At 59.5% G+C, this 21,409-nt stretch carries 24 protein-coding genes; 23 read left to right on the plus strand and 1 reads right to left on the minus strand.

Translation table 11 applies throughout. The features are described from left to right. Positions 1-6 precede the first annotated feature (6 nt). Both secF and V476_RS17840 read left to right on the plus strand, forming a co-directional pair. On the plus strand, positions 7-918 hold the full coding sequence (secF, locus tag V476_RS17835) for a protein translocase subunit SecF (RefSeq protein ID WP_003314165.1): 912 nt from the start codon (positions 7-9) through the stop codon (positions 916-918). A gap of 108 nt (positions 919-1,026) precedes the next feature. Then, entirely contained in the window at positions 1,027-1,566 is a 540-nt protein-coding gene (locus tag V476_RS17840) for a glycine zipper 2TM domain-containing protein (protein WP_003421912.1), read from the plus strand. Between the two features lie 66 nt (positions 1,567-1,632). Here V476_RS17840 and suhB read toward each other — a convergent pair whose 3' ends face one another. Then, positions 1,633-2,448, minus strand: coding sequence for a type III secretion system regulator SuhB (gene suhB, locus V476_RS17845; protein WP_003314166.1), 816 nt, complete (start codon positions 2,446-2,448; stop codon positions 1,633-1,635). Positions 2,449-2,663: 215 nt separating this feature from the next. Between suhB and trmJ the strand changes: the two genes are divergently transcribed. The 21 genes from trmJ (at position 2,664) to V476_RS17950 (ending at position 21,378) form a co-directional block, all read left to right on the plus strand. Continuing rightward, entirely contained in the window at positions 2,664-3,428 is a 765-nt protein-coding gene (trmJ, locus tag V476_RS17850) for a tRNA (cytosine(32)/uridine(32)-2'-O)-methyltransferase TrmJ (protein WP_003339760.1), read from the plus strand. Beyond that, a complete protein-coding gene (cysE, locus tag V476_RS17855; RefSeq protein ID WP_024959281.1) occupies positions 3,428-4,213 on the plus strand; it encodes a serine O-acetyltransferase in 786 nt (261 codons plus the stop codon). Before trmJ ends, cysE begins: the two co-directional genes overlap by 1 nt. A 158-nt stretch (positions 4,214-4,371) precedes the next feature. Continuing rightward, entirely contained in the window at positions 4,372-4,863 is a 492-nt protein-coding gene (iscR, locus tag V476_RS17860; RefSeq protein WP_002552474.1) for a Fe-S cluster assembly transcriptional regulator IscR, read from the plus strand. Between the two features lie 44 nt (positions 4,864-4,907). Continuing rightward, positions 4,908-6,122 carry an IscS subfamily cysteine desulfurase gene (locus tag V476_RS17865; RefSeq protein ID WP_003409112.1) on the plus strand — a complete coding sequence of 405 codons (1,215 nt, stop codon included), beginning with the start codon at positions 4,908-4,910 and terminating at the stop codon, positions 6,120-6,122. 81 nt (positions 6,123-6,203) lie between these two features. Further along, positions 6,204-6,590, plus strand: a complete 387-nt coding sequence (gene iscU / locus V476_RS17870; RefSeq protein WP_002552476.1) for a Fe-S cluster assembly scaffold IscU — start codon at positions 6,204-6,206, stop codon at positions 6,588-6,590. Between the two features lie 71 nt (positions 6,591-6,661). Next, on the plus strand, positions 6,662-6,985 hold the full coding sequence (gene iscA / locus V476_RS17875) for an iron-sulfur cluster assembly protein IscA (protein ID WP_003314173.1): 324 nt from the start codon (positions 6,662-6,664) through the stop codon (positions 6,983-6,985). A gap of 10 nt (positions 6,986-6,995) precedes the next feature. After that, on the plus strand, positions 6,996-7,517 hold the full coding sequence (gene hscB, locus V476_RS17880) for a co-chaperone HscB (RefSeq protein WP_003339753.1): 522 nt from the start codon (positions 6,996-6,998) through the stop codon (positions 7,515-7,517). A 44-nt stretch (positions 7,518-7,561) separates the two neighbouring features. Then, positions 7,562-9,424, plus strand: coding sequence for a Fe-S protein assembly chaperone HscA (hscA, locus tag V476_RS17885; RefSeq protein WP_024959280.1), 1,863 nt, complete (start codon positions 7,562-7,564; stop codon positions 9,422-9,424). Positions 9,425-9,427: 3 nt separating this feature from the next. Beyond that, positions 9,428-9,769 carry an ISC system 2Fe-2S type ferredoxin gene (gene fdx, locus V476_RS17890; RefSeq protein ID WP_003314175.1) on the plus strand — a complete coding sequence of 114 codons (342 nt, stop codon included), beginning with the start codon at positions 9,428-9,430 and terminating at the stop codon, positions 9,767-9,769. Between the two features lie 14 nt (positions 9,770-9,783). Then, positions 9,784-9,984 carry a Fe-S cluster assembly protein IscX gene (gene iscX, locus V476_RS17895; protein WP_003415412.1) on the plus strand — a complete coding sequence of 67 codons (201 nt, stop codon included), beginning with the start codon at positions 9,784-9,786 and terminating at the stop codon, positions 9,982-9,984. A gap of 96 nt (positions 9,985-10,080) precedes the next feature. Beyond that, positions 10,081-10,506 (plus strand): nucleoside-diphosphate kinase, encoded by a 426-nt coding sequence (gene ndk / locus V476_RS17900; RefSeq protein ID WP_002552482.1) that lies wholly within the window; start codon positions 10,081-10,083, stop codon positions 10,504-10,506. Positions 10,507-10,539: 33 nt separating this feature from the next. Next, on the plus strand, positions 10,540-11,688 hold the full coding sequence (rlmN, locus tag V476_RS17905) for a dual-specificity RNA methyltransferase RlmN (RefSeq protein ID WP_024959279.1): 1,149 nt from the start codon (positions 10,540-10,542) through the stop codon (positions 11,686-11,688). 26 nt (positions 11,689-11,714) lie between these two features. After that, the gene (pilW, locus tag V476_RS17910) at positions 11,715-12,473 is read left to right on the plus strand and encodes a type IV pilus biogenesis/stability protein PilW (protein WP_004403131.1); all 759 of its coding nucleotides are present in this window, start codon (positions 11,715-11,717) and stop codon (positions 12,471-12,473) included. Further along, positions 12,473-13,477, plus strand: a complete 1,005-nt coding sequence (locus V476_RS17915) for a RodZ domain-containing protein (RefSeq protein ID WP_003421923.1) — start codon at positions 12,473-12,475, stop codon at positions 13,475-13,477. Before pilW ends, V476_RS17915 begins: the two co-directional genes overlap by 1 nt. 3 nt (positions 13,478-13,480) lie before the next feature. Continuing rightward, positions 13,481-14,590 carry a flavodoxin-dependent (E)-4-hydroxy-3-methylbut-2-enyl-diphosphate synthase gene (gene ispG / locus V476_RS17920; RefSeq protein ID WP_003339743.1) on the plus strand — a complete coding sequence of 370 codons (1,110 nt, stop codon included), beginning with the start codon at positions 13,481-13,483 and terminating at the stop codon, positions 14,588-14,590. 22 nt (positions 14,591-14,612) lie between these two features. Then, complete coding sequence (gene hisS, locus V476_RS17925) at positions 14,613-15,902, plus strand: histidine--tRNA ligase (RefSeq protein ID WP_024959278.1); 1,290 nt, start codon at positions 14,613-14,615, stop codon at positions 15,900-15,902. A gap of 39 nt (positions 15,903-15,941) precedes the next feature. Then, positions 15,942-16,583, plus strand: a complete 642-nt coding sequence (locus tag V476_RS17930) for a YfgM family protein (RefSeq protein ID WP_003409121.1) — start codon at positions 15,942-15,944, stop codon at positions 16,581-16,583. Beyond that, positions 16,576-17,730 (plus strand): outer membrane protein assembly factor BamB, encoded by a 1,155-nt coding sequence (bamB, locus tag V476_RS17935; RefSeq protein WP_003409122.1) that lies wholly within the window; start codon positions 16,576-16,578, stop codon positions 17,728-17,730. The genes V476_RS17930 and bamB overlap by 8 nt, the downstream gene beginning before the upstream one ends. 138 nt (positions 17,731-17,868) lie before the next feature. Then, positions 17,869-19,341, plus strand: a complete 1,473-nt coding sequence (der, locus tag V476_RS17940) for a ribosome biogenesis GTPase Der (protein ID WP_003409123.1) — start codon at positions 17,869-17,871, stop codon at positions 19,339-19,341. Positions 19,342-19,450: 109 nt separating this feature from the next. Continuing rightward, the gene (locus V476_RS17945; protein ID WP_024959277.1) at positions 19,451-20,599 is read left to right on the plus strand and encodes a pyridoxal phosphate-dependent aminotransferase; all 1,149 of its coding nucleotides are present in this window, start codon (positions 19,451-19,453) and stop codon (positions 20,597-20,599) included. Continuing rightward, positions 20,587-21,378 carry an amidohydrolase gene (locus V476_RS17950; protein ID WP_024959276.1) on the plus strand — a complete coding sequence of 264 codons (792 nt, stop codon included), beginning with the start codon at positions 20,587-20,589 and terminating at the stop codon, positions 21,376-21,378. Before V476_RS17945 ends, V476_RS17950 begins: the two co-directional genes overlap by 13 nt. The last annotated feature ends 31 nt before the right edge of the window (positions 21,379-21,409 follow it).

Consider the following 21,409-nt stretch of genomic DNA (forward strand, 5'->3'; position numbering starts at 1 on the left):
GCTGCCATGTTACGTACCATCAACTTCATGGGCGTTCGCAATGTTGCGTTCGCCATCACGATGCTCCTTACCGCACTGGCGTTGTTCAGCTGGTTCCATAAAGGGCTCAACTTTGGTCTGGACTTCACCGGCGGTACGCTCATCGAGCTGACCTACGAGCGTCCCGCCGACCTCGGCAAGGTCCGTCAGGAGCTGGTTTCGGCGGGCTATCACGAAGCCGTTGTACAGAGCTTCGGCGCCACCACTGACTTGCTGGTGCGCATGCCGGGTGAAGACCCGCAGCTGGGCACTCAGGTTGCCGAAGCGCTGCGCAAGGCTGGTGCCGATAACCCGGCCGTGGTCAAGCGTGTCGAGTTCGTCGGCCCGCAGGTCGGTGAAGAGCTGCGCGATCAGGGCGGCCTCGGCATGCTGATGGCGCTGGGCGGTGTTCTGATCTACCTGGCATTCCGCTTCCAGTGGAAATTCGCAGTCGGGGCGATCATCTCGCTGATCCACGACGTGGTGGTGACGATGGGTATCCTGTCGTTCTTCCAGATCACCTTCGACCTGACGGTGTTGGCGGCGGTGCTGGCGATCATCGGTTATTCGCTGAACGACACCATCGTGGTCTTCGACCGGGTACGCGAAAACTTCCGCCTGCTGCGCAAGGCTTCGCTGATCGAGAACATCAACATCTCCACCACGCAGACGCTGCTGCGTACCATTGCCACCTCGGTTTCGACCCTGTTGGCGATCGTGGCATTGTGGGTGTTTGGCGGCGACAGCCTGGAAGGCTTCTCCATCGCGTTGTTCATCGGTGTACTGGCGGGTACCTACTCGTCCATCTACATCGCCAACGTAGTGCTGATCTGGCTGAACCTGACCACCGAGGATTTGATTCCGCCAGTGGTCGTCGAGAAGGCTGACGACCTCCCGTAGGTCCGGCCATCATAAAAAAGGCGCGAGTGCTGAACTCGCGCCTTTTTTTATGCTCCAAGGCTAGGCATTGCGCAGCCATGCTGCGTTTCGATTGGTCAGGAGGTTCAAGTGAACAAGTCTATGCTTGTTGGTGCTGTGTTAGGTGCTGCTGTCGTGACTGCTGGCGGCGCCGTTGCCACCTATAGCTTGGTCAAGGGTGGTCCTGAGTATGCGGATGTTTTGGCGGTAGAGCCGATCAACCAGCAAATCAAAACCCCCCGTGAAGTTTGCAAGGACGTAACCGTTACCCGTCAGGCGCCGGTCAAGGACCAGCATCAGATCGTCGGTAGCGTTATTGGCGCGGTTGCCGGTGGTTTGCTCGGCAATCAGGTGGGTGGTGGTAATGGCAAGAAAATCGCAACGGTCGCAGGCGCGCTCGGCGGTGGTTATGCCGGTAACAAGGTTCAGGAAGGCATGCAGGAGCGTGACACCTACACCACTACGCAGAACCGCTGCACAACGGTCAACGATGTGAGCGACAAGGTTGTGGGCTACAACGTCAAGTACAAGTTGAACGAGAAGGTGGGTCAGGTTCGTATGGAGCGTGATCCGGGTAGCCAGATTCCGGTCGACAAGAACGGTCAGCTGATATTGGGTCAGGCGCAGTAACGCCAGCCGCTGGGCTTCACAAGACATAAAAAAACCGGCTTGCGCCGGTTTTTTTATGCCTGCAGCTTAACGTTTGAGCGAAGCTGGCAGGTGCGGTGCGATCGCGGTCAGTACCGCCTTGAAGCACTTGGTGTTGCCAGCAACGATGTGGCCTTTCTCAAGGAAGTCGTGACCACCGGTGAAATCGCTGACCAAACCGCCTGCTTCCTGAATCAGCAGGGCGCCTGCAGCCATGTCCCACTCGGACAGGCCTGACTCCCAGAACGCATCGAAGCGGCCGGCAGCGACATAAGCCAGGTCGAGGCTCGCAGCGCCTGCACGGCGGATGCCGGCGGTCTGGCCTACCAGGCTGCGGAACATGCCCAGGTAGTTCTCGATGTTGTCCATCTGGTTGTCACGAAACGGGAAGCCGGTGCCGAGCAGGGCGCCTTCCAGGCTCTTGCGCTGGCTGACGCGCAGACGGCGACCGTTCAAGGCTGCGCCACGACCACGGCTGGCGGTGAATTCTTCCTGGCGGACCGGGTCGAGAACCACGGCGTGCTCGAGGCGGCCGCGGTATTTGCAGGCGATGCTGACGGCAAAGTGCGGGATGCCGCGAACGAAGTTGGTGGTGCCGTCCAGTGGGTCGATGATCCACAGGTAGTCAGTGCCTTCGCCGCTGCCTTCGTGCAGGCCGCTTTCTTCGCCGAGAATGCCGTGAGTCGGGTAGGCCTTGCGCAGAGCGGTGATGATGCTTTGCTCGGCAGCGCGGTCGATCTCTGTGACGTAGTCTTTGGCTTCTTTTTCGTCAACCTTGATGGTATCCAGGCGCTCGATGGAGCGGAAAATCAATTCGCTGGCGCTGCGGGCGGCGCGCAGCGCGATATTCAGCATGGGCTGCATGGATAATTCACCTAAGGTTGTTAAAGAGAGCCGGGCATTCTATGGGCTGATTCGAATTATTTCCAGCCTTGCGTTGTTACGGTTGTCGGGTTCGTGTGTGTTTTTTTGCGTCCGGTGCGGTCGCTTCTGCGGTTGCGCTCCGCACAGCTTCATAGCGTTAGCCGAGCCGTTTCTGTAAGATTTTCCCCCCTAATTCGTGTCAGTGAGCGTTCGCTTTGTTGCAGAACATTCGTGTTGTCCTGGTCGGCACTACCCATCCCGGAAATATCGGCGGGGCTGCTCGCGCCATGAAAAACATGGGGCTTTCGCGTCTGGTGCTGGTTGATCCGCGCATTTTCCCTTCGCCCGATGCCGATGCGCGTGCGTCCGGGGCTACCGACATTCTCGAGGGCGCGCAGGTGGTGGCGACCCTTGAAGAAGCGCTGGTCGGCTGCCGTCTGGTGCTGGGCACCAGCGCGCGGGATCGAAGCCTGCCGTGGCCTATGCTGGATCCGCGTGCCTCGGGTGAAAAAGTCATCGAGCAGGCCGGCGAGGGTGCCGAGGTGGCGCTGGTGTTCGGTCGCGAACATGCGGGCCTGACCAACGAAGAGCTGCAGCGCTGCCACTTCCATGTGCACATCCCGTCAGACCCTGCGTTTAGCTCGCTCAATCTGGCGGCTGCCGTACAGGTGCTCAGTTATGAAGTGCGCGTGGCCTGGCTGGCTGCCACGGAGCAGGGTGAGGCTTCCAGACCTGCGTCGGCGCACAATGCCGAGCTGGCGACGATGGACGAAATGGAAGGTTTCTATACCCATCTTGAGGCCACGCTTGTGGCCATCGGCTTTCTTGATCCGGAAAAGCCGCGGCATCTGATGGCCCGGCTGCGCAGGCTGTACGGGCGTAGCGAAGTCGAGCGATCCGAGCTGAGTATTCTGCGCGGTGTGCTCACCGAAACCCAGAAAGCCGCACGTGGTGAACCCTACAAGCGAAAGGATCAGTGATGTTCGAGCGTCTGCGAGAAGACATTCAAAGCGTATTCCACCGCGATCCTGCGGCGCGCAATGCCTTTGAAGTCCTGACCTGCTATCCGGGGATGCACGCCATCTGGCTGCACCGCTTCGCCCATATCCTGTGGCGCACCGGCTGGAAATGGCCGGCGCGTGTGGTGTCGAACTTCGGCCGCTGGATGACCGGTATCGAGATCCATCCAGGTGCGCGTATAGGTCGCCGTTTTTTCATCGATCACGGCATGGGCATCGTGATCGGTGAAACCGCCGAGATCGGCAATGACGTCACCCTCTATCAGGGCGTGACCCTGGGTGGCACCAGCTGGAATGCCGGCAAGCGCCATCCGACGCTGGAAGATGGTGTAGTGGTCGGGGCGGGTGCCAAGGTGCTCGGGCCATTCACGGTGGGGGCGGGCGCCAAGATCGGCTCCAACGCAGTGGTCACCAAGGCTGTGCCTGCGGGCGCAACCGCAGTGGGCATCCCGGGGCGGATCATCGTCAAGTCGGACGACGAGGTTGAGGCCAGGCGCAAAGCCATGGCCGAGAAGCTCGGCTTTGATGCCTACGGTGTCAGTGCAGATATGCCTGATCCGGTCGCGCGCGCCATTGGCCAGTTGCTTGACCATTTGCAGGCTGTCGACGGTCGTCTTGAGGGCATGTGTGATGCGCTCGGCAGGCTTGGCAGCGACTACCGCGCCAAGGAGCTGCCGGAGCTGCCGGAGCTGCGCGATGAGGTATTCGACTGCGTGAAAGACCGTCAGGACGACAAGGTCGGCTAGGTATTGCAGCGGGCGAGCGCGTGCCATTACGCCGCACCTTTGCTATGATGCAGCCCGCACTTTTCGCTAATCCCGACTGTTTTGCTTGGTCTAATAGTTGACTCTTTTACTCGGGAATAGCATACTCGCTCTCATTCCGAACCTCTGCGGTATACGCCATGCGACTGACTACTAAAGGCCGATACGCTGTAACAGCCATGCTTGACCTGGCGTTGCATGCGCAGAACGGGCCAGTGTCTCTGGCCGACATCTCCGAGCGGCAGGGTATTTCCCTGTCCTACCTCGAGCAGCTGTTCGCCAAGCTGCGTCGCGGCAATCTGGTTTCCAGTGTTCGTGGTCCGGGTGGTGGTTACCAGCTGTCGCGCGACATGAAAGGCATCCAGGTTGCTCAGGTTGTCGATGCAGTCAATGAATCGGTCGATGCTACGCGGTGTCAGGGTCTGGGCGATTGCCACGCTGGCGATACCTGCCTGACCCATCACTTGTGGTGCGACCTGAGCCAGCAGATTCACGAATTTCTAAGCGGTATCAGCTTGGCGGATCTTGTCACTCGCCGTGAGGTACAAGAAGTCGCTCAGCGCCAGGATATGCGCCGTGGTCATAACCACATGTCGCAACTGGGTAAGATCGAAACGTCCGCCGTCGAATGAACGCAGATGAATGAGCGGTGCGCCTGCCTGATAGGAGAGCTTCAATGAAATTGCCAATTTACCTCGACTACTCCGCGACGACCCCGGTCGATCCGCGTGTCGCGCAGAAAATGATCGATTGCCTGACCGTCGAAGGAAACTTCGGCAACCCGGCCTCGCGCTCCCACGTCTTTGGCTGGAAAGCCGAAGAAGCGGTCGAGAATGCCCGTCGTCAGGTCGCTGATCTGGTCAGCGCCGATCCGCGCGAAATCGTCTGGACCTCGGGTGCTACCGAATCCAACAACCTGGCTATCAAGGGTGTTGCGCATTTCTACGCCAGCAAAGGCAAGCACCTGATCACCTCCAAGGTTGAACACAAGGCTGTCCTCGACACCACTCGCCAGCTGGAACGCGAAGGTTTCGAAGTGACCTACATCGAGCCAGGTGAAGACGGTCTGATCACGCCTTCCATGATTGAGGCGGCACTGCGCGACGACACCATTCTGGTTTCGATCATGCATGTGAACAACGAGATCGGCACCATCAACGATATCGCCGCGATCGGTGAACTGACCCGCTCGCGCGGTGTGCTGTTCCACGTCGATGGCGCGCAGTCGACCGGCAAGGTTGAAATCGATCTGGCCAGCCTCAAGGTTGACCTGATGTCGTTCTCTGCACACAAGACCTACGGCCCTAAAGGCATCGGCGCACTCTACGTCAGCCGCAAGCCTCGTGTTCGCCTTGAAGCGACCATGCACGGCGGTGGTCATGAGCGGGGCATGCGTTCCGGCACCCTGGCGACTCACCAGATCGTCGGCATGGGCGAAGCATTCCGTATCGCCAAAGAAGAAATGGCTGCTGAAAACGTGCGCATCAAGGCACTCAGCGATCGTTTCTTCAAACAGGTCGAAAATCTGGAAGAGCTGTACGTCAACGGCAGCCTGACTGCCCGCGTACCGCACAACCTGAACCTGAGCTTCAACTACGTCGAAGGCGAGTCGCTGATCATGGCGCTCAAGGATCTGGCGGTATCGTCCGGTTCGGCCTGTACCTCGGCGTCGCTTGAGCCTTCGTACGTGCTGCGTGCCCTGGGTCGCAACGATGAGCTGGCACACAGCTCGATTCGTTTCACCTTCGGCCGCTTCAGCACCGAAGAAGAAATCGATTACGCCGCGCAGAAGGTTTGCGAGGCGGTTACCCGGCTGCGCACACTGTCGCCGCTGTGGGACATGTTCAAAGACGGCGTCGACATCTCCAAGATCGAGTGGGCGGCGCACTAATTTAAAGTCGCCTCCAATACAGGTCATGGGCAATTGCGCGTGACCTGCAGAGCGGCTCCCTGATGTGAGAGGAATAGAATCATGGCTTACAGCGAAAAGGTCATCGACCACTACGAAAATCCACGTAACGTCGGCAAGATGAACGCGGAAGATCCTGATGTGGGCACCGGCATGGTCGGCGCTCCTGCGTGCGGCGACGTGATGCGCCTGCAGATCAAGGTCAACGAGCAGGGCGTTATCGAAGACGCCAAGTTCAAGACCTACGGCTGTGGTTCGGCCATTGCGTCCAGCTCCCTGGCGACCGAGTGGATGAAAGGCAAGACTCTGGATGAAGCAGAGACCATCAAGAACACTCAACTGGCTGAAGAGCTGGCACTGCCGCCAGTGAAGATTCACTGCTCGGTACTCGCTGAAGATGCCATCAAGGCGGCCGTGCGCGACTACAAGCAGAAGAAAGGTCTGCTGTAAGCAGGCTTTTCAACAGAAGCTTGCGACAGAGTTAACTGCAACAGGCTAATGCAACAGGCTAAGGAGTTCCGATGGCTATCAGCATGACAGAAGCTGCCGCTAACCACGTACGACGTTCCCTTGAGGGGCGCGGCAAGGGTGACGGCGTTCGTCTGGGTGTTCGCACCACAGGCTGTTCAGGTCTTGCCTATGTGCTCGAGTTCGTCGATGAGGCGGCCAGCGAAGACACCGTGTTTGAACTGCACGGCGTCAAGGTGATCATTGACCCGAAAAGTCTGGTCTATCTGGATGGCACCGAGCTCGACTTCGTGCGCGAAGGGTTGAACGAAGGCTTCAAGTTCAACAATCCCAACTCGCGCGGTGAGTGCGGCTGTGGCGAAAGCTTCAACGTCTGAGGCTTTTATTGTGGGTACTCCCTGTCACTTCGCCCTGTTCGACCTCAAGCCCGAGTTTCAGCTTGATCTTGACCAGTTGGCCACGCGTTACCGTGAGCTTGCGCGCAACGTGCATCCGGATCGTTTTGCGGATGCCCCCGAGCGTGAGCAGCGTGTGGCGCTGGAGCGCTCGGCCAGTCTCAACGAGGCCTATCAGACCCTGAAAAGCCCGCCGAAAAGGGCGCGTTATCTGCTGGCAATGAACGGCAACGAAGTGCCGCTCGAAGTCACGGTGCATGATCCCGAGTTTCTTCTGCAGCAGATGCAATTGCGCGAAGACCTCGAGGACTTGCAGGACGAGGCCGATCTGGCCGGCGTTGCGACCTTCAAGCGTCAGCTCAAGATCGCTCAGGACGAACTGAACCAGAGCTTCGCAGCCTGTTGGAATGATGCTGCACAACGCGAGCACGCTGAAAAGCTGATGCGGCGTATGCAGTTTCTCGACAAGCTCTCTCACGAAGTGCGCCAGTTAGAAGAGCGCCTCGACGATTAACCCCGCGCGGCTTCTGCCGCGCGCCAGTGATTATTCTGAACAGCATGGCTTTACTGCAGATCGCCGAACCCGGCCTGAGTCCTCAACCGCACCAGCGTCGTCTGGCTGTGGGTATCGACCTGGGCACTACCAATTCTCTGGTCGCTGCAGTACGCAGCGGCCTGTCCGAACCGCTGGCCGATGCAGAGGGGCAGGTAATTCTGCCTTCTGCCGTGCGCTATCACGCTGATCGTGTCGAAGTAGGGCAGTCAGCGAAGATCGCCGCCTCCCAGGACCCGTTCAATACCGTTCTTTCGGTCAAGCGTCTCATGGGGCGTGGTCTGACCGACGTCAAGCAACTGGGCGAGCAGCTGCCGTACCGGTTCGTCGGCGGTGAGTCGCACATGCCGTTCATCGACACCGTGCAGGGGCCGAAAAGCCCGGTCGAAGTGTCTGCCGACATCCTCAAGGTTCTGCGCCAGCGTGCAGAAGCCTCACTGGGTGGCGAGTTGGTAGGCGCGGTGATCACCGTTCCCGCCTACTTCGATGATGCTCAGCGTCAGGCGACCAAGGACGCTGCCAGGCTGGCGGGCCTCAATGTACTGCGCCTGCTCAATGAGCCCACGGCTGCGGCGGTGGCCTACGGCCTGGATCAAAAGGCCGAAGGCGTGGTTGCCATCTACGACCTGGGCGGCGGAACCTTCGACATCTCTATCCTGCGCCTGACCGGTGGTGTGTTTGAAGTACTGGCCACTGGCGGCGATACCGCTCTGGGTGGCGATGACTTCGATCATGCGATCGCCAGCTGGATTGTCACCGATGCCGGGCTGTCTGCCGATATCGACCCTTCTGCGCAACGCAGCCTGCTGCAGGCTGCCTGCTCGGCCAAGGAAGCGCTGACTGACGCCGAGTCTGTCGAGGTCGCCTACGGTGAGTGGCGTGGCACGCTGACTCGCGAGGCACTCAATGCGCTGATCGAACCTATGGTTGCGCGCAGCCTCAAGGCCTGTCGCCGAGCAGTACGTGATACCGGTATCGAGCTTGAAGAAGTCGAGGCGGTGGTCATGGTCGGCGGTTCGACCCGTGTTCCACGCGTGCGCGAAGCGGTGGCCGAGCTGTTCGGTCGTCAGCCGTTGACCGAGATCGACCCGGATCAAGTGGTGGCCATCGGGGCTGCGATCCAGGCCGATACTCTGGCCGGCAACAAGCGTGACGGTGGCGAACTGCTGCTCCTCGATGTGATTCCGCTCTCGCTGGGGCTGGAAACCATGGGCGGGCTGATGGAGAAGGTCATTCCGCGCAACACCACCATTCCTGTGGCACGTGGTCAGGAATTCACCACGTACAAGGATGGCCAGACGGCCATGAAGATTCATGTCCTGCAGGGCGAGCGTGAATTGATCAGCGACTGTCGTTCGCTGGCGCGCTTCGAACTGCGTGGCATCCCGCCGATGGTCGCGGGTGCGGCAAAGATTCGTGTCACCTTCCAGGTCGATGCAGACGGTTTGCTCAGCGTTTCGGCGCGTGAAATGGGCTCGGGTATCGAGTCGAGCATTCAGGTCAAGCCGTCCTACGGGCTGACCGATGACGAGGTCACTCGTATGCTCAAGGATTCCTTCGAGTATGCCGGCGACGACAAGGTCGCTCGTGTGCTGCGTGAGCATCAGGTTGATGCCGAGCGCCTGCTCGAAGCTGTTCAGGGTGCCCTGGACGCCGATGGCGAGCGTCTTCTCGACGAAGAAGAGCGCCTGGTTATCAACCTGCAGATGGACGAACTCCGTGAACTGATGCAAGGCACCGATGGTTATGCCATCGAGCAGCAGGCCAAGCGTCTGTCGCAGGTGACCGATGCATTTGCTGCCCGACGCCTAGATTCGACGGTAAAAGCCGCACTGGCCGGGCGCAACTTGAATGAGATTGAGGAATAACTGATGCCGCAGGTAATTTTTCTGCCCCACGCCGAGCATTGCCCGGACGGGCTGGTTGTAGAAGTGGAGCCCGGCACGTCTATTCTCGACATTGCCCACGAGCACCACATCGAGATTGAAAGCGCCTGTGGTGGCGTGTGTGCGTGCACTACCTGCCATTGCGTCATTCGCGAAGGGTTCAATTCGCTGAATGAAGCCGATGAGCTGGAAGAAGACATGCTCGACAAGGCGTGGGGGCTGGAGCCGCAGTCGCGTCTGTCCTGTCAGGCCATTGTCGGCAACGAAGACCTCACGGTCGAAATACCCAAGTATTCGCTCAACCACGCCGCTGAAGCGCCGCACTGATTCAAGGATTGCTCATGAGTCTCAAATGGGTTGATGTGCAGGAAATCGCCATCCAGCTGGCTGAAAGCCACCCGGAAGTAAATCCGCTCACCGTGAGCTTCCCCAGGTTACGTGGTCTGGTCATGGCCTTGCCTGAATTCGATGACCATCCGGACCGCAGCGGGGAAAAGGTCCTGGAAGCGATCCAGACATTGTGGATCGAAGAGCTGGATTGACGTTCAGTAACGCGCGCAGTTAGGCAATACACCAGAACCCGCGTATAATTCGCGGGTTTAATTTTTCGCTTCAATCACTGCTTCTGGAGTTTCACCATGGCTGTTCAACGTACTTTCTCCATCATCAAGCCTGACGCCGTTGCCAAGAACGTAATCGGCGAGATCACCACTCGTTTCGAAAAAGCCGGTCTTCGCGTTGTCGCTTCCAAGCTGAAGCAACTGTCCAAGGCCGAAGCTGAAGGTTTCTACGCTGAGCACAGCGCTCGCGGTTTCTTCGGCGACCTGGTTGCTTTCATGATCTCCGGTCCGGTTGTCGTTCAGGTTCTGGAAGGCGAAAACGCTATCGCTCTGAACCGTGAGCTGATGGGCGCTACCAACCCTAAAGAAGCAGCTGCCGGCACCATCCGTGCTGATTTCGCTGATTCCATCGACGCCAACGCTGTTCACGGCTCCGATTCCGAAGCAGCCGCCGCTCGCGAAATCTCGTACTTCTTCGCAGCTACCGAAGTAACCGCTCGCTAAGTCATTTTTGACTGACGAGTGAAGGGTGAATTCATGATTGCATCGACTGGTAAAACCAACCTGCTGGGGCTGACTCAACAGGAAATGGAGAAATTCTTCGACTCTATCGGGGAGAAGCGCTTCCGTGCCGGTCAGGTCATGAAGTGGATTCACCACTTCGGCGTCGACGATTTCGACGCGATGACGAACGTCAGCAAGGCCTTGCGCGAAAAGCTCAAGGCCTGTGCTGAAGTTCGCGGTCCTGAAGTGGTCAGCGAGGACATCTCCAGCGACGGCACCCGTAAATGGGTGGTGCGCGTAGAGTCCGGCAGCTGTGTCGAGACCGTCTATATCCCGCAGGGCAAGCGCGGCACCTTGTGTGTTTCGTCCCAGGCGGGCTGTGCTCTGGATTGCAGTTTCTGCTCCACGGGCAAGCAAGGCTTCAACAGCAACCTCACCGCCGCCGAAGTCATCGGTCAGGTGTGGATTGCCAACAAATCCTTTGGCAGCGTCCCGGCGACCGTCGACCGTGCCATCACCAACGTGGTGATGATGGGCATGGGTGAGCCGCTGCTGAACTTCGACAATGTCATTGCCGCCATGCATCTGATGATGGATGACCTGGGGTATGGCATTTCCAAACGCCGGGTGACCTTGTCCACTTCCGGTGTGGTACCGATGATCGATGAGCTTTCCAAGCACATCGACGTATCCCTGGCCTTGTCGCTGCACGCACCTAACGATGCGCTGCGCAACCAGTTGGTGCCGCTCAACAAGAAATACCCGTTGAAAGTGCTTCTCGAGTCCTGCCGTCGCTACATGTCCAGTCTGGGCGAAAAACGTGTGCTCACCATCGAGTACACCATGCTCAAGGACATCAACGACAAGGTAGAGCACGCGGTCGAGATGATCGAACTGCTCAAGGACACGCCTTGCAAGATCAACCTGATCCCGTTCAACCCGTTTCCGCACTCCGGTTACGAGCGTCCCAGCAATAACGCGATACGTCGTTTTCAGGACCTGTTGCATCAGGCCGGTTATAACGTCACTGTGCGTACCACACGTGGTGAGGACATCGATGCTGCATGCGGCCAACTGGTCGGGCAGGTGATGGACCGCACACGTCGTAGCGAACGCTATATAGCCGTGCGTGAGTTGAGCGCCGAGGTCGATGCGGCCCCTGTCGCGGTGACTCGAACCTGACTGCGAACCTGATCGAGAGAGACCCCATGCCTGTGCGTGCCTCGCTGCTGCTCTGTGTTGTCGTTTTGCTGACAGCGTGCGTATCCACCGGCAATGTCAACCCGCTGACGACGGCCCAGGGGCGCGAGGAAGCGCGCAAGGCTTACGTTCAACTGGGGCTGGGTTATTTTCAGCAGGGCCAGACCGAGCGAGCCAAGGTTCCGCTGAAAAAGGCGCTGGAACTCGACAACTCGGATGCACAGGCCAACGCCGCGCTGGCCCTGGTGTTCCAGACAGAGATGGAGCCAGAGCTGGCCGAGCAGTACTTTCGCAAGGCGTTGGCCGCCAGCAATAACGAAACACGCATCGTCAACAATTACGGCAGTTTTCTGTTCGAACAAAAGCGTTACAAGGAAGCCTACGAGCGTTTTGAACAGGCGGCTGCTGACAACCTGTATCCTGAGCGGTCACGGGTTTTTGAAAGCCTGGGCATGACCTCGCTGAAACTGGGCAACCGCGAGCAGGCTCGCGAGCATTTTACCAAGGCATTGCGCCTGGACCGTCAGTTGCCGTTATCCTTGCTGGAAATGGCTCAGCTGTCCTACGAAGACAAGCAATATGTGCCGGCGCGTGACTATTACGACCGTTTTAGCCAGCTCAGCGAGCAAAATGCACGTAGTCTATTGCTCGGTACACGGCTGGCGAAGATATATGATGATCGTAACAAGGCGGCCAGCTTTGGCCTGCTGTTGAAAAGACTCTATCCCGGTACGCCGGAATATCAGCAATACCTGTCGGAGCAATGATGAAAGCGGCGCATCCCGAAGTTGTAGCAACCAATCGCGTGAATCCTGGAGAAACCCTGCGCCAGGCCCGCGAGAGCAGGAGCTGGTCGCTGCCAGATGTGGCCTTGAGACTCAATCTCACCGTGACCTCCCTGACCAATCTGGAGAACGGCCAGTTTGAAAAGCTGCCTGGGCATACGTTTGCCAGGGGCTACGTGCGTGCCTACGCCAAACTGCTTGAGCTTGATCAGGCGGCGCTGGTCGAACAGTTCGACCAGTTCACCGGCACTGACGGTAAAGGCAGTTCGGTTCATGCGCTGGGCCGTATCGAAGAGCCGGTCAGGCTGTCGCACAACATTCTGCGTATCGTCAGCCTGCTGTTGCTGGTGATTCTGGTTGGCGGTGGTTTCTTCTGGTGGCAGGATCAGGCGACCTTGCGCGGCAAGGATCAGTCCGGGCTGAACATGGAGCACGTCGAAGTCGAAAGCGCTGACGGCACCACGCAGATTCACCCGCTTGACGAACCGGACGAGCCTGCTGTGGCTGAAACGCCTGCCTCCGGACAAACCTCCTTGCCGTTGAATACCGGTGCGCCTGCCAGTGAGGCGCCAGCAGCTGCGCCTGCGGCCCCGGCTTCCAGCGTCACCAGTCACGCAACCGCACAACCGCAGACACCTGCTGCCGCTACGCCGCCGGCGAGCGCGCCTCAGGCCCCCGTTGCTGCGCCGAACGTGCCGTCGATGCCGGCTGCACCTGCCGAGCAGCCGGCGCCTGTCGTAGCGGGTGCCGGTCAGGTGACCGTCCAGTTCGTTGCCGACTGCTGGACCCAGGTCACTGACGGGAACGGCAAGGTGCTGGTCAGCGGCCTCAAGCGCAAGGGCGAGAGTCTGGACGTCAACGGCAAGCCGCCGTTGACCCTGCGTCTGGGTTACGCGCGTGGTGCGCAGGTCAGCTACAACGGTCAGCCTGTGGATGTAGCACCTTTTACCAGCGGCGAAACTGCTCGCCTGAAGCTAGGGCAATAAGTCATGCACGGCGAATCTCCAATCAAGCGTCGCGAATCCCGGAAAATATGGGTCGGTTCCGTACCTGTCGGCGGTGATGCGCCGATCGCGGTGCAGAGCATGACCAACAGTGATACCAACGATGTCGCCGCTACCGTGGCACAGATCAATCGTCTCGAAGCGGCAGGTGTCGACATCGTGCGTGTTTCGGTGCCGGACATGGACGCTGCCGAAGCATTCGGCCGCATCAAGCAACTGGTCAAGGTGCCGCTGGTCGCCGACATTCACTTCGATCACCGCATCGCCTTGCGTGTGGCGGAGCTGGGCGTCGACTGTCTGCGTATCAACCCGGGCAACATCGGTCGTGAAGACCGTGTGCGGGCCGTGGTCGATGCTGCGCGTGATCGCGGCATCCCGATCCGTATCGGCGTCAATGCCGGTTCGCTGGAAAAAGACCTGCAGAAGAAGTACGGCGAGCCCACGCCAGAGGCTCTGGTAGAGTCTGCGCTGCGCCATGTCGAGCACCTGGAGCGCCTGAACTTTCAGGACTTCAAGGTCAGCGTCAAGGCTTCCGATGTGTTCATGGCGGTCGCTGCCTATCGGCTGCTGGCCAAAGAGATCGTTCAGCCGCTGCACCTGGGCATCACCGAAGCCGGTGGCTTGCGTTCGGGTACGGTGAAATCGGCTGTCGGTCTCGGTATGCTGCTTGCCGAAGGAATTGGCGATACTATCCGCATCTCGCTGGCGGCTGACCCGGTCGAGGAAGTGAAGGTCGGGTACGACATTCTCAAATCGTTGCGCCTTCGTTCGCGTGGAATCAACTTCATCGCCTGCCCGAGCTGCTCGCGGCAGAACTTCGATGTGGTCAAGACCATGAACGAGCTGGAAGGTCGACTCGAGGATTTGCTGGTTCCGCTCGATGTCGCGGTCATCGGTTGTGTGGTCAATGGTCCGGGCGAAGCCAAAGAGGCGCATATCGGCCTGACCGGTGGCACGCCGAACCTGATCTACATCGACGGCAAACCCGCGCAGAAACTGACCAATGACAATCTCGTGAATGAGCTGGAACGCTTGATTCGCGAGAAAGCGGCTGAAAAAGCCGAAGCCGACGCCTCGGTCATCGTGCGCGGCTAACCCGGATTGCTAAGGATTTTCTGTGAGTAAGTCTCTACAAGCCATTCGTGGCATGAACGACATTCTGCCCGAGCAGACGCCGCTGTGGCGTCACTTCGAAGGCACTGTTGCCCGTCTGCTGGATAACTACGGTTACCGGCAGATTCGTATGCCTATCGTCGAATTCACCGAGCTGTTCAAGCGCTCCATCGGTGAAGTGACTGATATCGTCGAGAAAGAGATGTACACCTTCGCCGACCGCAACGGCGACTCTCTGACCCTGCGCCCTGAAGGCACTGCCGCGTGTGTGCGTGCAGTCCTCGAGCACGGCATCACTGGCGGCGGCCAGGTTCAGAAGCTGTGGTACATAGGTCCGATGTTCCGTCACGAGCGTCCGCAGAAAGGCCGTTATCGTCAGTTTCACCAGATCGGTGTCGAGGTCTTCAACCTGGACGGTCCGGATATCGACGCCGAACTGATCGTCATGACCTGGCGCCTGTGGGGCCTGCTGGGTATTCGCAACGCCGTCAAGCTCGAGCTGAACAGCCTGGGCACCAGCGAGGCGCGTGCGCGTTATCGCGAGGCGCTGGTCGAATACCTCACGGCACGTCTCGACCAACTGGACGAAGACAGCCAGCGCCGACTGAAAACCAACCCGCTGCGCGTGCTGGACACCAAGCACCCTGAAACCCAGGCTGTGCTGGTCGATGCGCCGAAGCTGGCGGACTACCTGGATGACGAATCCCGCGTTCACTTCGAAGGCCTGAAGGCCCGTCTGGACGCCGCCGGTATTCCTTATGTGATCAATCCCAAGCTGGTGCGTGGCCTGGATTACTACAGCAAGACCGTTTTCGAGTGGGTCACCGATCAACTCGGTGCCCAGGGTACGGTCTGTGCAGGCGGTCGTTACGACGGTCTGGTCGAGCAGATGGGTGGCAAGCCTACTGCAGGCGTCGGTTTCGCGATGGGCATCGAGCGACTGGTTCTGCTGCTCGAAACCCTTGAGCAGGTGCCGGAAGAAATTGCCCGTCAGGTCGATGTCTACCTGTGCGCATTCGGCGAAGCGGCCGAGCTGGCGGCACTGGCACTTACCGAAAAGGTCCGTGATCAGTTGCCGACCCTGCGCTTGCAGGTCAACGCCGGTGCCGGCAGCTTCAAGAGCCAGTTCAAGAAAGCCGACAAGAGCGGTGCGCTGTACGCGCTGATCCTCGGCGAAGAAGAGCTGGCGGCGAAGGTCATTGGCGTCAAACCCCTGCGTGGCCAGGGTGAACAACAAAATATTGCCTGGGATGCTCTGTCAGAGCACTTGGCCTCCTGCGTCGTGCAGGGTTGAAGCTGATTTAACAGCCGTTTAGCGAATAGGAGTATTGGGGTGTCGGGTACCGAAGATGAAGAGCTGGCGGTAATGAAGGACTGGTGGCAGCGCAACGGCAAACCTCTGTTGACCGGCGGTCTGCTGGCGCTGGTCGTGGTTCTGGGTTGGCAGTTCTGGCACAGGTATCAGGCCAGCCAGTCGCAAGGCGCCTCGATGCTTTATCAGCAATTGCTGGAAACCGCACTGACGCCCAGTGGCCAGGCAGACACCGCACGTGTCGCCGAGATCTCCGGCAAACTGAAAAGCGAATTCGGTGGCACTACCTACGCACAGTTCGGTAGCCTGTTCGTCGCCAAGGTGGCGGTCGATGCCGGCAAGCTGGATGATGCTGCAGCCGAGCTGAAACCCGTGGCCGACAAACCTGCCAACGACACGCTGGGCGAGATTGCCCGTCAGCGTCTGGCACGCGTGCTGGCTGCGCAGAACAAGACCGATGACGCGCTGAAGCTGCTCGACGGCGATGCCGACAAGGCTTTCCTCGCCAGTCGTGAAGAACTCAAGGGTGACCTGCTGGTACAGCTGGGTCGTACCGACGAGGCGTATGCTGCATACCAAAAGGCCAAATCTGCTCTGTCCGAAGACGCAGCAGTGGGTGGCCTGCAAATGAAGCTCGACGATCTGGCGAAAGGGGATGCGTGACGTGATTCGTTGGAAACATGCAGCATTGCTGGCTCTGGCCATTCTGGCCGCGGGTTGCAGCAGCAACAGCAAAAAGGAATTGCCTCCGGCCGAGCTGACCGACTTCAAAGAAGAAGTGGTTTTGCACAAGCAGTGGAGCCGTTCCGTCGGCGACGGTCAGGGCAAGACTTACAACATGCTCGTGCCGGCCATTGATGGCGACCGCATCTATGCGGCTGACGTCACGGGCGAAGTCGTGTCGCTGGACCGTCTGACCGGCGACGTGATCTGGAAGAAAGATCTCGACCTGCCCGTTTCCGGCGCAGTCGGCGTGGGCTATGGTCTGGTAATGATCGGCACCCTCAAGGGTGAAGTGATTGCCATGGACGCCACGTCCGGTGAGGAAAAGTGGCGCGCTCGTGTCACCAGCGAAGTGCTGGCTCCGCCTGCCACCAACGGTTCTGTGGTCGTTGTCCAGACTCAGGATGACCGTATCGTCGGTTTCGACGCCTCTACCGGTTCGCAGCTCTGGATCTACGAAAGTACCCCAGCGGTGCTGACCCTGCGCGGCACTGGTGCTCCACTGGCAACCAACCGTCTTGCCGTAGCGGGTCTGTCGACCGGCAAGGTCGTCGCTCTGGACATCACCAACGGCGTGCCGGTCTGGGAACAGCGCGTTGCCATCCCGCAAGGTCGCTCGGAACTGGATCGTGTCGTCGATATCGACGGTGGCCTGTTGCTGTCCGGCGGTACGCTGTACGTCGCTACCTATCAGGGTCGCGTCGCCGGTCTCGATCTGGAAAGCGGTCGTGTGCTCTGGCAGCGTGATGCTTCGAGCTACTCGGGTGTCGCCCAGGGCTTTGGCAGCGTCTATGCCACTCTGGCCTCCGGTACTGTCGAAGGTATCGACGAGCGTTCGTCCTCTGCACTGTGGAGCAACGAATCACTGGCTCGCCGCCAGCTCGGCGCGCCGGAAGTGTATTCCAGCTACGTAGCGGTCGGTGACATGGAAGGCTACCTGCACCTGTTGAGCCAGGTGGACGGTCGTTTTGTCGGTCGCGAACGTATCGACAGCGACGGCCTGCGTGCGCGTCCGCTGGTGGTTGGGGACATGATTTACGTGTATGGCAACAGCGGCAAACTGGAAGCCCTGACCATCAAGCAATAAGTGTCCATGCCCGGGGCCATTGGCCTCGGGTGCCCTTGCTTCGGCAAGGCTGCGGTGCCTTTGTGGCATCGCCCCGAACTCCGGCCGCTGCCCTGCAGCGGCTTTTGTATTTTCTGAAATAACGAAGTGGAGAGCCGCATGGTTCCCGTAATCGCCCTGGTGGGTCGACCGAACGTCGGCAAGTCCACCATGTTCAACCGCCTGACCAGGACTCGCGACGCCATTGTCGGCGATCTGTCCGGTCTTACCCGTGATCGCCAATACGGAGAGGCGAAGTGGCAAGGGCGCTCCTATATTCTGATCGACACCGGCGGTATCTCCGGTGACGAGCATGGCATGGACGAAAAGATGGCCGAGCAGTCGCTGCTGGCCATTGAAGAAGCCGATGTGGTGCTGTTTCTGGTGGACGCCCGTGCGGGCTACACCGCTGCTGATCAGATGATTGGTGAGCACCTGCGCAAGCGCAACAAGCGTTCCTACGTGGTTGCCAACAAGATCGACAACATCGACGAGAACCTGGCGCGTGCCGAGTTCAGCCCGATGGGTCTGGGCGACGCCATTCCGGTGGCCGGTGCCCACGGCCGTGGCATCTCGCAGATGCTCGAAATCGCCCTGCGGGAATTCCCCAGGGACGAGGACGAGCTTGAAGAGGGCGCTGAGGTCGAGGAAGTCGCCGAAGGTCAGGAAGCCAAGCGCATCCCCGGCCCGAGCGAGAAAGACGGCATCAAGATCGCCATCATCGGTCGTCCCAACGTCGGCAAGTCGACGCTGGTCAACCGTATGCTGGGTGAAGACCGGGTTATCGTCTATGACGAGCCAGGCACCACGCGTGACAGTATCTACATTCCCTTCGAGCGTAACGAAGAGAAGTACACGCTGATCGACACCGCCGGTGTGCGCAAGCGCGGCAAGATCCACGAGGAAGTCGAAAAGTTCTCGGTGGTCAAGACGCTGCAGGCCATCAAGGACGCCAACGTGGTGATCTTTGTGATGGACGCCCGCGAAGGTGTGGTCGACCACGACCTGAACCTGCTGGGCTTCGCCCTTGAAGCAGGTCGTGCGCTGGTCATCGCGCTGAACAAGTGGGACGGCATGACGCCGGGCGAACGCGATTTCGTGAAGATCGAGCTGGAGCGCCGCTTGTTCTTCGTCGACTTCGCCGACATCCACTTCATCTCCGCGCTGCACGGCACGGGCGTGGGCAACCTGTATCAGTCGGTACAGAACTCGTTCAAGTCCGCGGTCACACGCTGGCCAACCAGCCGCCTGACGCAGATTCTCGAAGATGCGGTCAGCGAGCATGCACCACCGATGGTCGGCAGCCGCCGCATCAAGCTGCGCTACGCCCACCTGGGGGGTGCCAACCCGCCGCTGATCGTGATTCACGGTAACCAGGTCGAGAAGGTACCCAAGTCCTACGTCCGCTACCTGGAAAACACCTACCGGCGTGTGCTCAAACTGGTCGGTACGCCGATCCGTATCGAGTTCAAGGGCGGCGAGAACCCGTATGAAGGCAACAAGAACACGCTCACTGACCGTCAGGTCAACAAGAAGCGTCGGATGATGTCGCACCACAAGAAGGCCGACAAGAAGCGCCGCGACAAGCGCTGAGTCAGCATCGGGAAAAAGGCGCTTCGGCGCCTTTTTTTGTGGCCGTTTAATGGGCTATCCTGCTTGACCCGTGCCGCCCGGTGCCGGGAGATTGCAGGAAAAGGGTTCCATGATCGACAGCAAGTTGCCCAACGTGGGCACCACTATCTTCACCGTCATGTCACAGCTGGCCGCCGAAACCGGGGCTATCAACCTGTCCCAAGGGTTTCCCGATTTTGACGGGCCGCAGGCGCTGCGTGATGCGGTCTGCCGACATGTCACCCAAGGCCACAACCAATACTCCCCGATGACCGGGCTGCCTGCGCTTCGTCAGCAAGTCGCGGCAAAGATCGCCCGCAGCTATGGGCGTACGGTCAATCCGGACAGCGAAATCACTATCACGCCGGGTGCTACGCAGGCGATTTTCTGCGCGATCCACAGCGTGATTCGCGCTGGCGACGAAGTGATCATTTTCGACCCTTGCTATGACAGCTACGAGCCCGCCGTCGAACTGGCCGGTGGGCGTTGCGTCCATGTGCAACTGGGGCTGGATGACTTCGCCATCGACTGGCAAAAGCTGAGCGATGCGCTGAGCCCGCGTACCCGCATGATCGTCATCAACAGTCCGCACAACCCCAGCGGCGCGTTGATCAGCCGTGCAGAGCTCGATCGGCTGGCCGCGCTGATCGCGGATCGTGATATCTACCTGCTCAGCGATGAAGTCTATGAACACCTGGTGTTTGACGGCGCAGGCCATGTCAGCGTGCTCGACCACGAAGCGCTGTATCAGCGCGCCTTCGTCGTCAGTTCGTTCGGCAAGACCTATCACGTCACAGGCTGGAAAACCGGTTACGTGGTCGCGCCGCCTGCGCTGACGTCCGAGCTGCGCAAGGTGCACCAATACGTGAGCTTCTGCGGTGTCACGCCGTTGCAGTACGCGTTGGCCGACTTCATGGCCGAACACCCGGAACATGTCGACGAGCTGCCAGGCTTCTATCAGGCCAAGCGCGACTTTTTCTGTGGTCATCTGGCTGAGTCGCGTTTCAGCTTCCGGCCGGTGGGCGGGACTTATTTCCAGTTGGTCGACTACTCGCAGATCAGGCCCGACCTGAACGACGTCGACATGGCCTTGTGGATGACCCGCGAGCATGGTGTGGCGAGCATTCCGATTTCTGTGTTCTACCAGAGCCCTCCAGCAGGCCAGCGCCTGATCCGCCTGTGCTTCGCCAAACAGGAAGAGACGCTGCGTCAGGCGGCGGAGAAACTATGCGCGATATAAGCGGGCTGCCGAACCTCAACCTAGCGCTGATCCAGACCACGCTGGCGTGGCATGATCGCGAGGCCAATCTCGAGCATTTCGAGCCATTGCTGGATCAGGCGCGCGGCGCGGACCTGGTGATCCTGCCAGAGATGTTCACCACCGGGTTCTCTATGGAGTCCGAGGCCCTGTCAGAACCGGAAGCCGGGCCTACATCGGTATGGCTATTGGCTCAGGCCAAGCGTATCGACGCCGTGGTGACCGGCAGCGTCATGATGCGCGCGGCCGATGGTAGTCATCGCAATCGCCTGCTGTGGGCGCGACCGGATGGTGAGCTGCTGCATTACGACAAGCGTCATCTGTTTCGCATGGCCGGTGAACACCAGCACTACACGCCGGGCGATCGCCAGGTGATGTTTGAACTCAACGGCTGGCGCGTACGGCCGCTGATCTGCTACGACCTGCGTTTTCCGGTCTGGAGCCGTGACTCCCAGGATACCGACCTGTTGCTGTACACCGCCAACTGGCCGGGTGCTCGGCGCCTGCACTGGAACCGCCTGCTGCCTGCCAGAGCCATTGAAAACCTGTGCTATGTGGCGGCAGTCAATCGCGTTGGGTCGGACGGCAAGGGCTTTGCGTACACCGGTGACAGTCAGGTCCTGGATTTCCAGGGCGAGAGCCTGTTGAGCGTGGGCGAAGCGGACGGGGTGTTCAAGGCGACGCTTGGCGCGGCAGACTTGCATGCCTATCGCACACGGTTTCCAGCCGGGCTGGATGCGGATTCGTTTAATATTGAATAAAAGTACTTCAGAATGTTTCAAGTCGGCCGAT

This window comes from Pseudomonas syringae KCTC 12500 (assembly GCF_000507185.2).
Lineage (GTDB): Bacteria > Pseudomonadota > Gammaproteobacteria > Pseudomonadales > Pseudomonadaceae > Aquipseudomonas > Aquipseudomonas syringae.

Bases quoted from the DNA above. Each gene is read 5' to 3' on its own strand.
- secF (WP_003314165.1), top strand. From the start codon at position 7: ATGTTACGTACCATCAACTTCATGGGCGTTCGCAATGTTGCGTTCGCC.
- suhB (WP_003314166.1), bottom strand. From the start codon at position 2,448: ATGCAGCCCATGCTGAATATCGCGCTGCGCGCCGCCCGCAGCGCCAGC.
- cysE (WP_024959281.1), top strand. From the start codon at position 3,428: ATGTTCGAGCGTCTGCGAGAAGACATTCAAAGCGTATTCCACCGCGAT.
- iscR (WP_002552474.1), top strand. From the start codon at position 4,372: ATGCGACTGACTACTAAAGGCCGATACGCTGTAACAGCCATGCTTGAC.
- V476_RS17865 (WP_003409112.1), top strand. From the start codon at position 4,908: ATGAAATTGCCAATTTACCTCGACTACTCCGCGACGACCCCGGTCGAT.
- iscU (WP_002552476.1), top strand. From the start codon at position 6,204: ATGGCTTACAGCGAAAAGGTCATCGACCACTACGAAAATCCACGTAAC.
- iscA (WP_003314173.1), top strand. From the start codon at position 6,662: ATGGCTATCAGCATGACAGAAGCTGCCGCTAACCACGTACGACGTTCC.
- hscA (WP_024959280.1), top strand. From the start codon at position 7,562: ATGGCTTTACTGCAGATCGCCGAACCCGGCCTGAGTCCTCAACCGCAC.
- fdx (WP_003314175.1), top strand. From the start codon at position 9,428: ATGCCGCAGGTAATTTTTCTGCCCCACGCCGAGCATTGCCCGGACGGG.
- iscX (WP_003415412.1), top strand. From the start codon at position 9,784: ATGAGTCTCAAATGGGTTGATGTGCAGGAAATCGCCATCCAGCTGGCT.
- ndk (WP_002552482.1), top strand. From the start codon at position 10,081: ATGGCTGTTCAACGTACTTTCTCCATCATCAAGCCTGACGCCGTTGCC.
- rlmN (WP_024959279.1), top strand. From the start codon at position 10,540: ATGATTGCATCGACTGGTAAAACCAACCTGCTGGGGCTGACTCAACAG.
- pilW (WP_004403131.1), top strand. From the start codon at position 11,715: ATGCCTGTGCGTGCCTCGCTGCTGCTCTGTGTTGTCGTTTTGCTGACA.
- V476_RS17915 (WP_003421923.1), top strand. From the start codon at position 12,473: ATGAAAGCGGCGCATCCCGAAGTTGTAGCAACCAATCGCGTGAATCCT.
- ispG (WP_003339743.1), top strand. From the start codon at position 13,481: ATGCACGGCGAATCTCCAATCAAGCGTCGCGAATCCCGGAAAATATGG.
- bamB (WP_003409122.1), top strand. From the start codon at position 16,576: ATGCGTGACGTGATTCGTTGGAAACATGCAGCATTGCTGGCTCTGGCC.
- der (WP_003409123.1), top strand. From the start codon at position 17,869: ATGGTTCCCGTAATCGCCCTGGTGGGTCGACCGAACGTCGGCAAGTCC.
- V476_RS17945 (WP_024959277.1), top strand. From the start codon at position 19,451: ATGATCGACAGCAAGTTGCCCAACGTGGGCACCACTATCTTCACCGTC.
- V476_RS17950 (WP_024959276.1), top strand. From the start codon at position 20,587: ATGCGCGATATAAGCGGGCTGCCGAACCTCAACCTAGCGCTGATCCAG.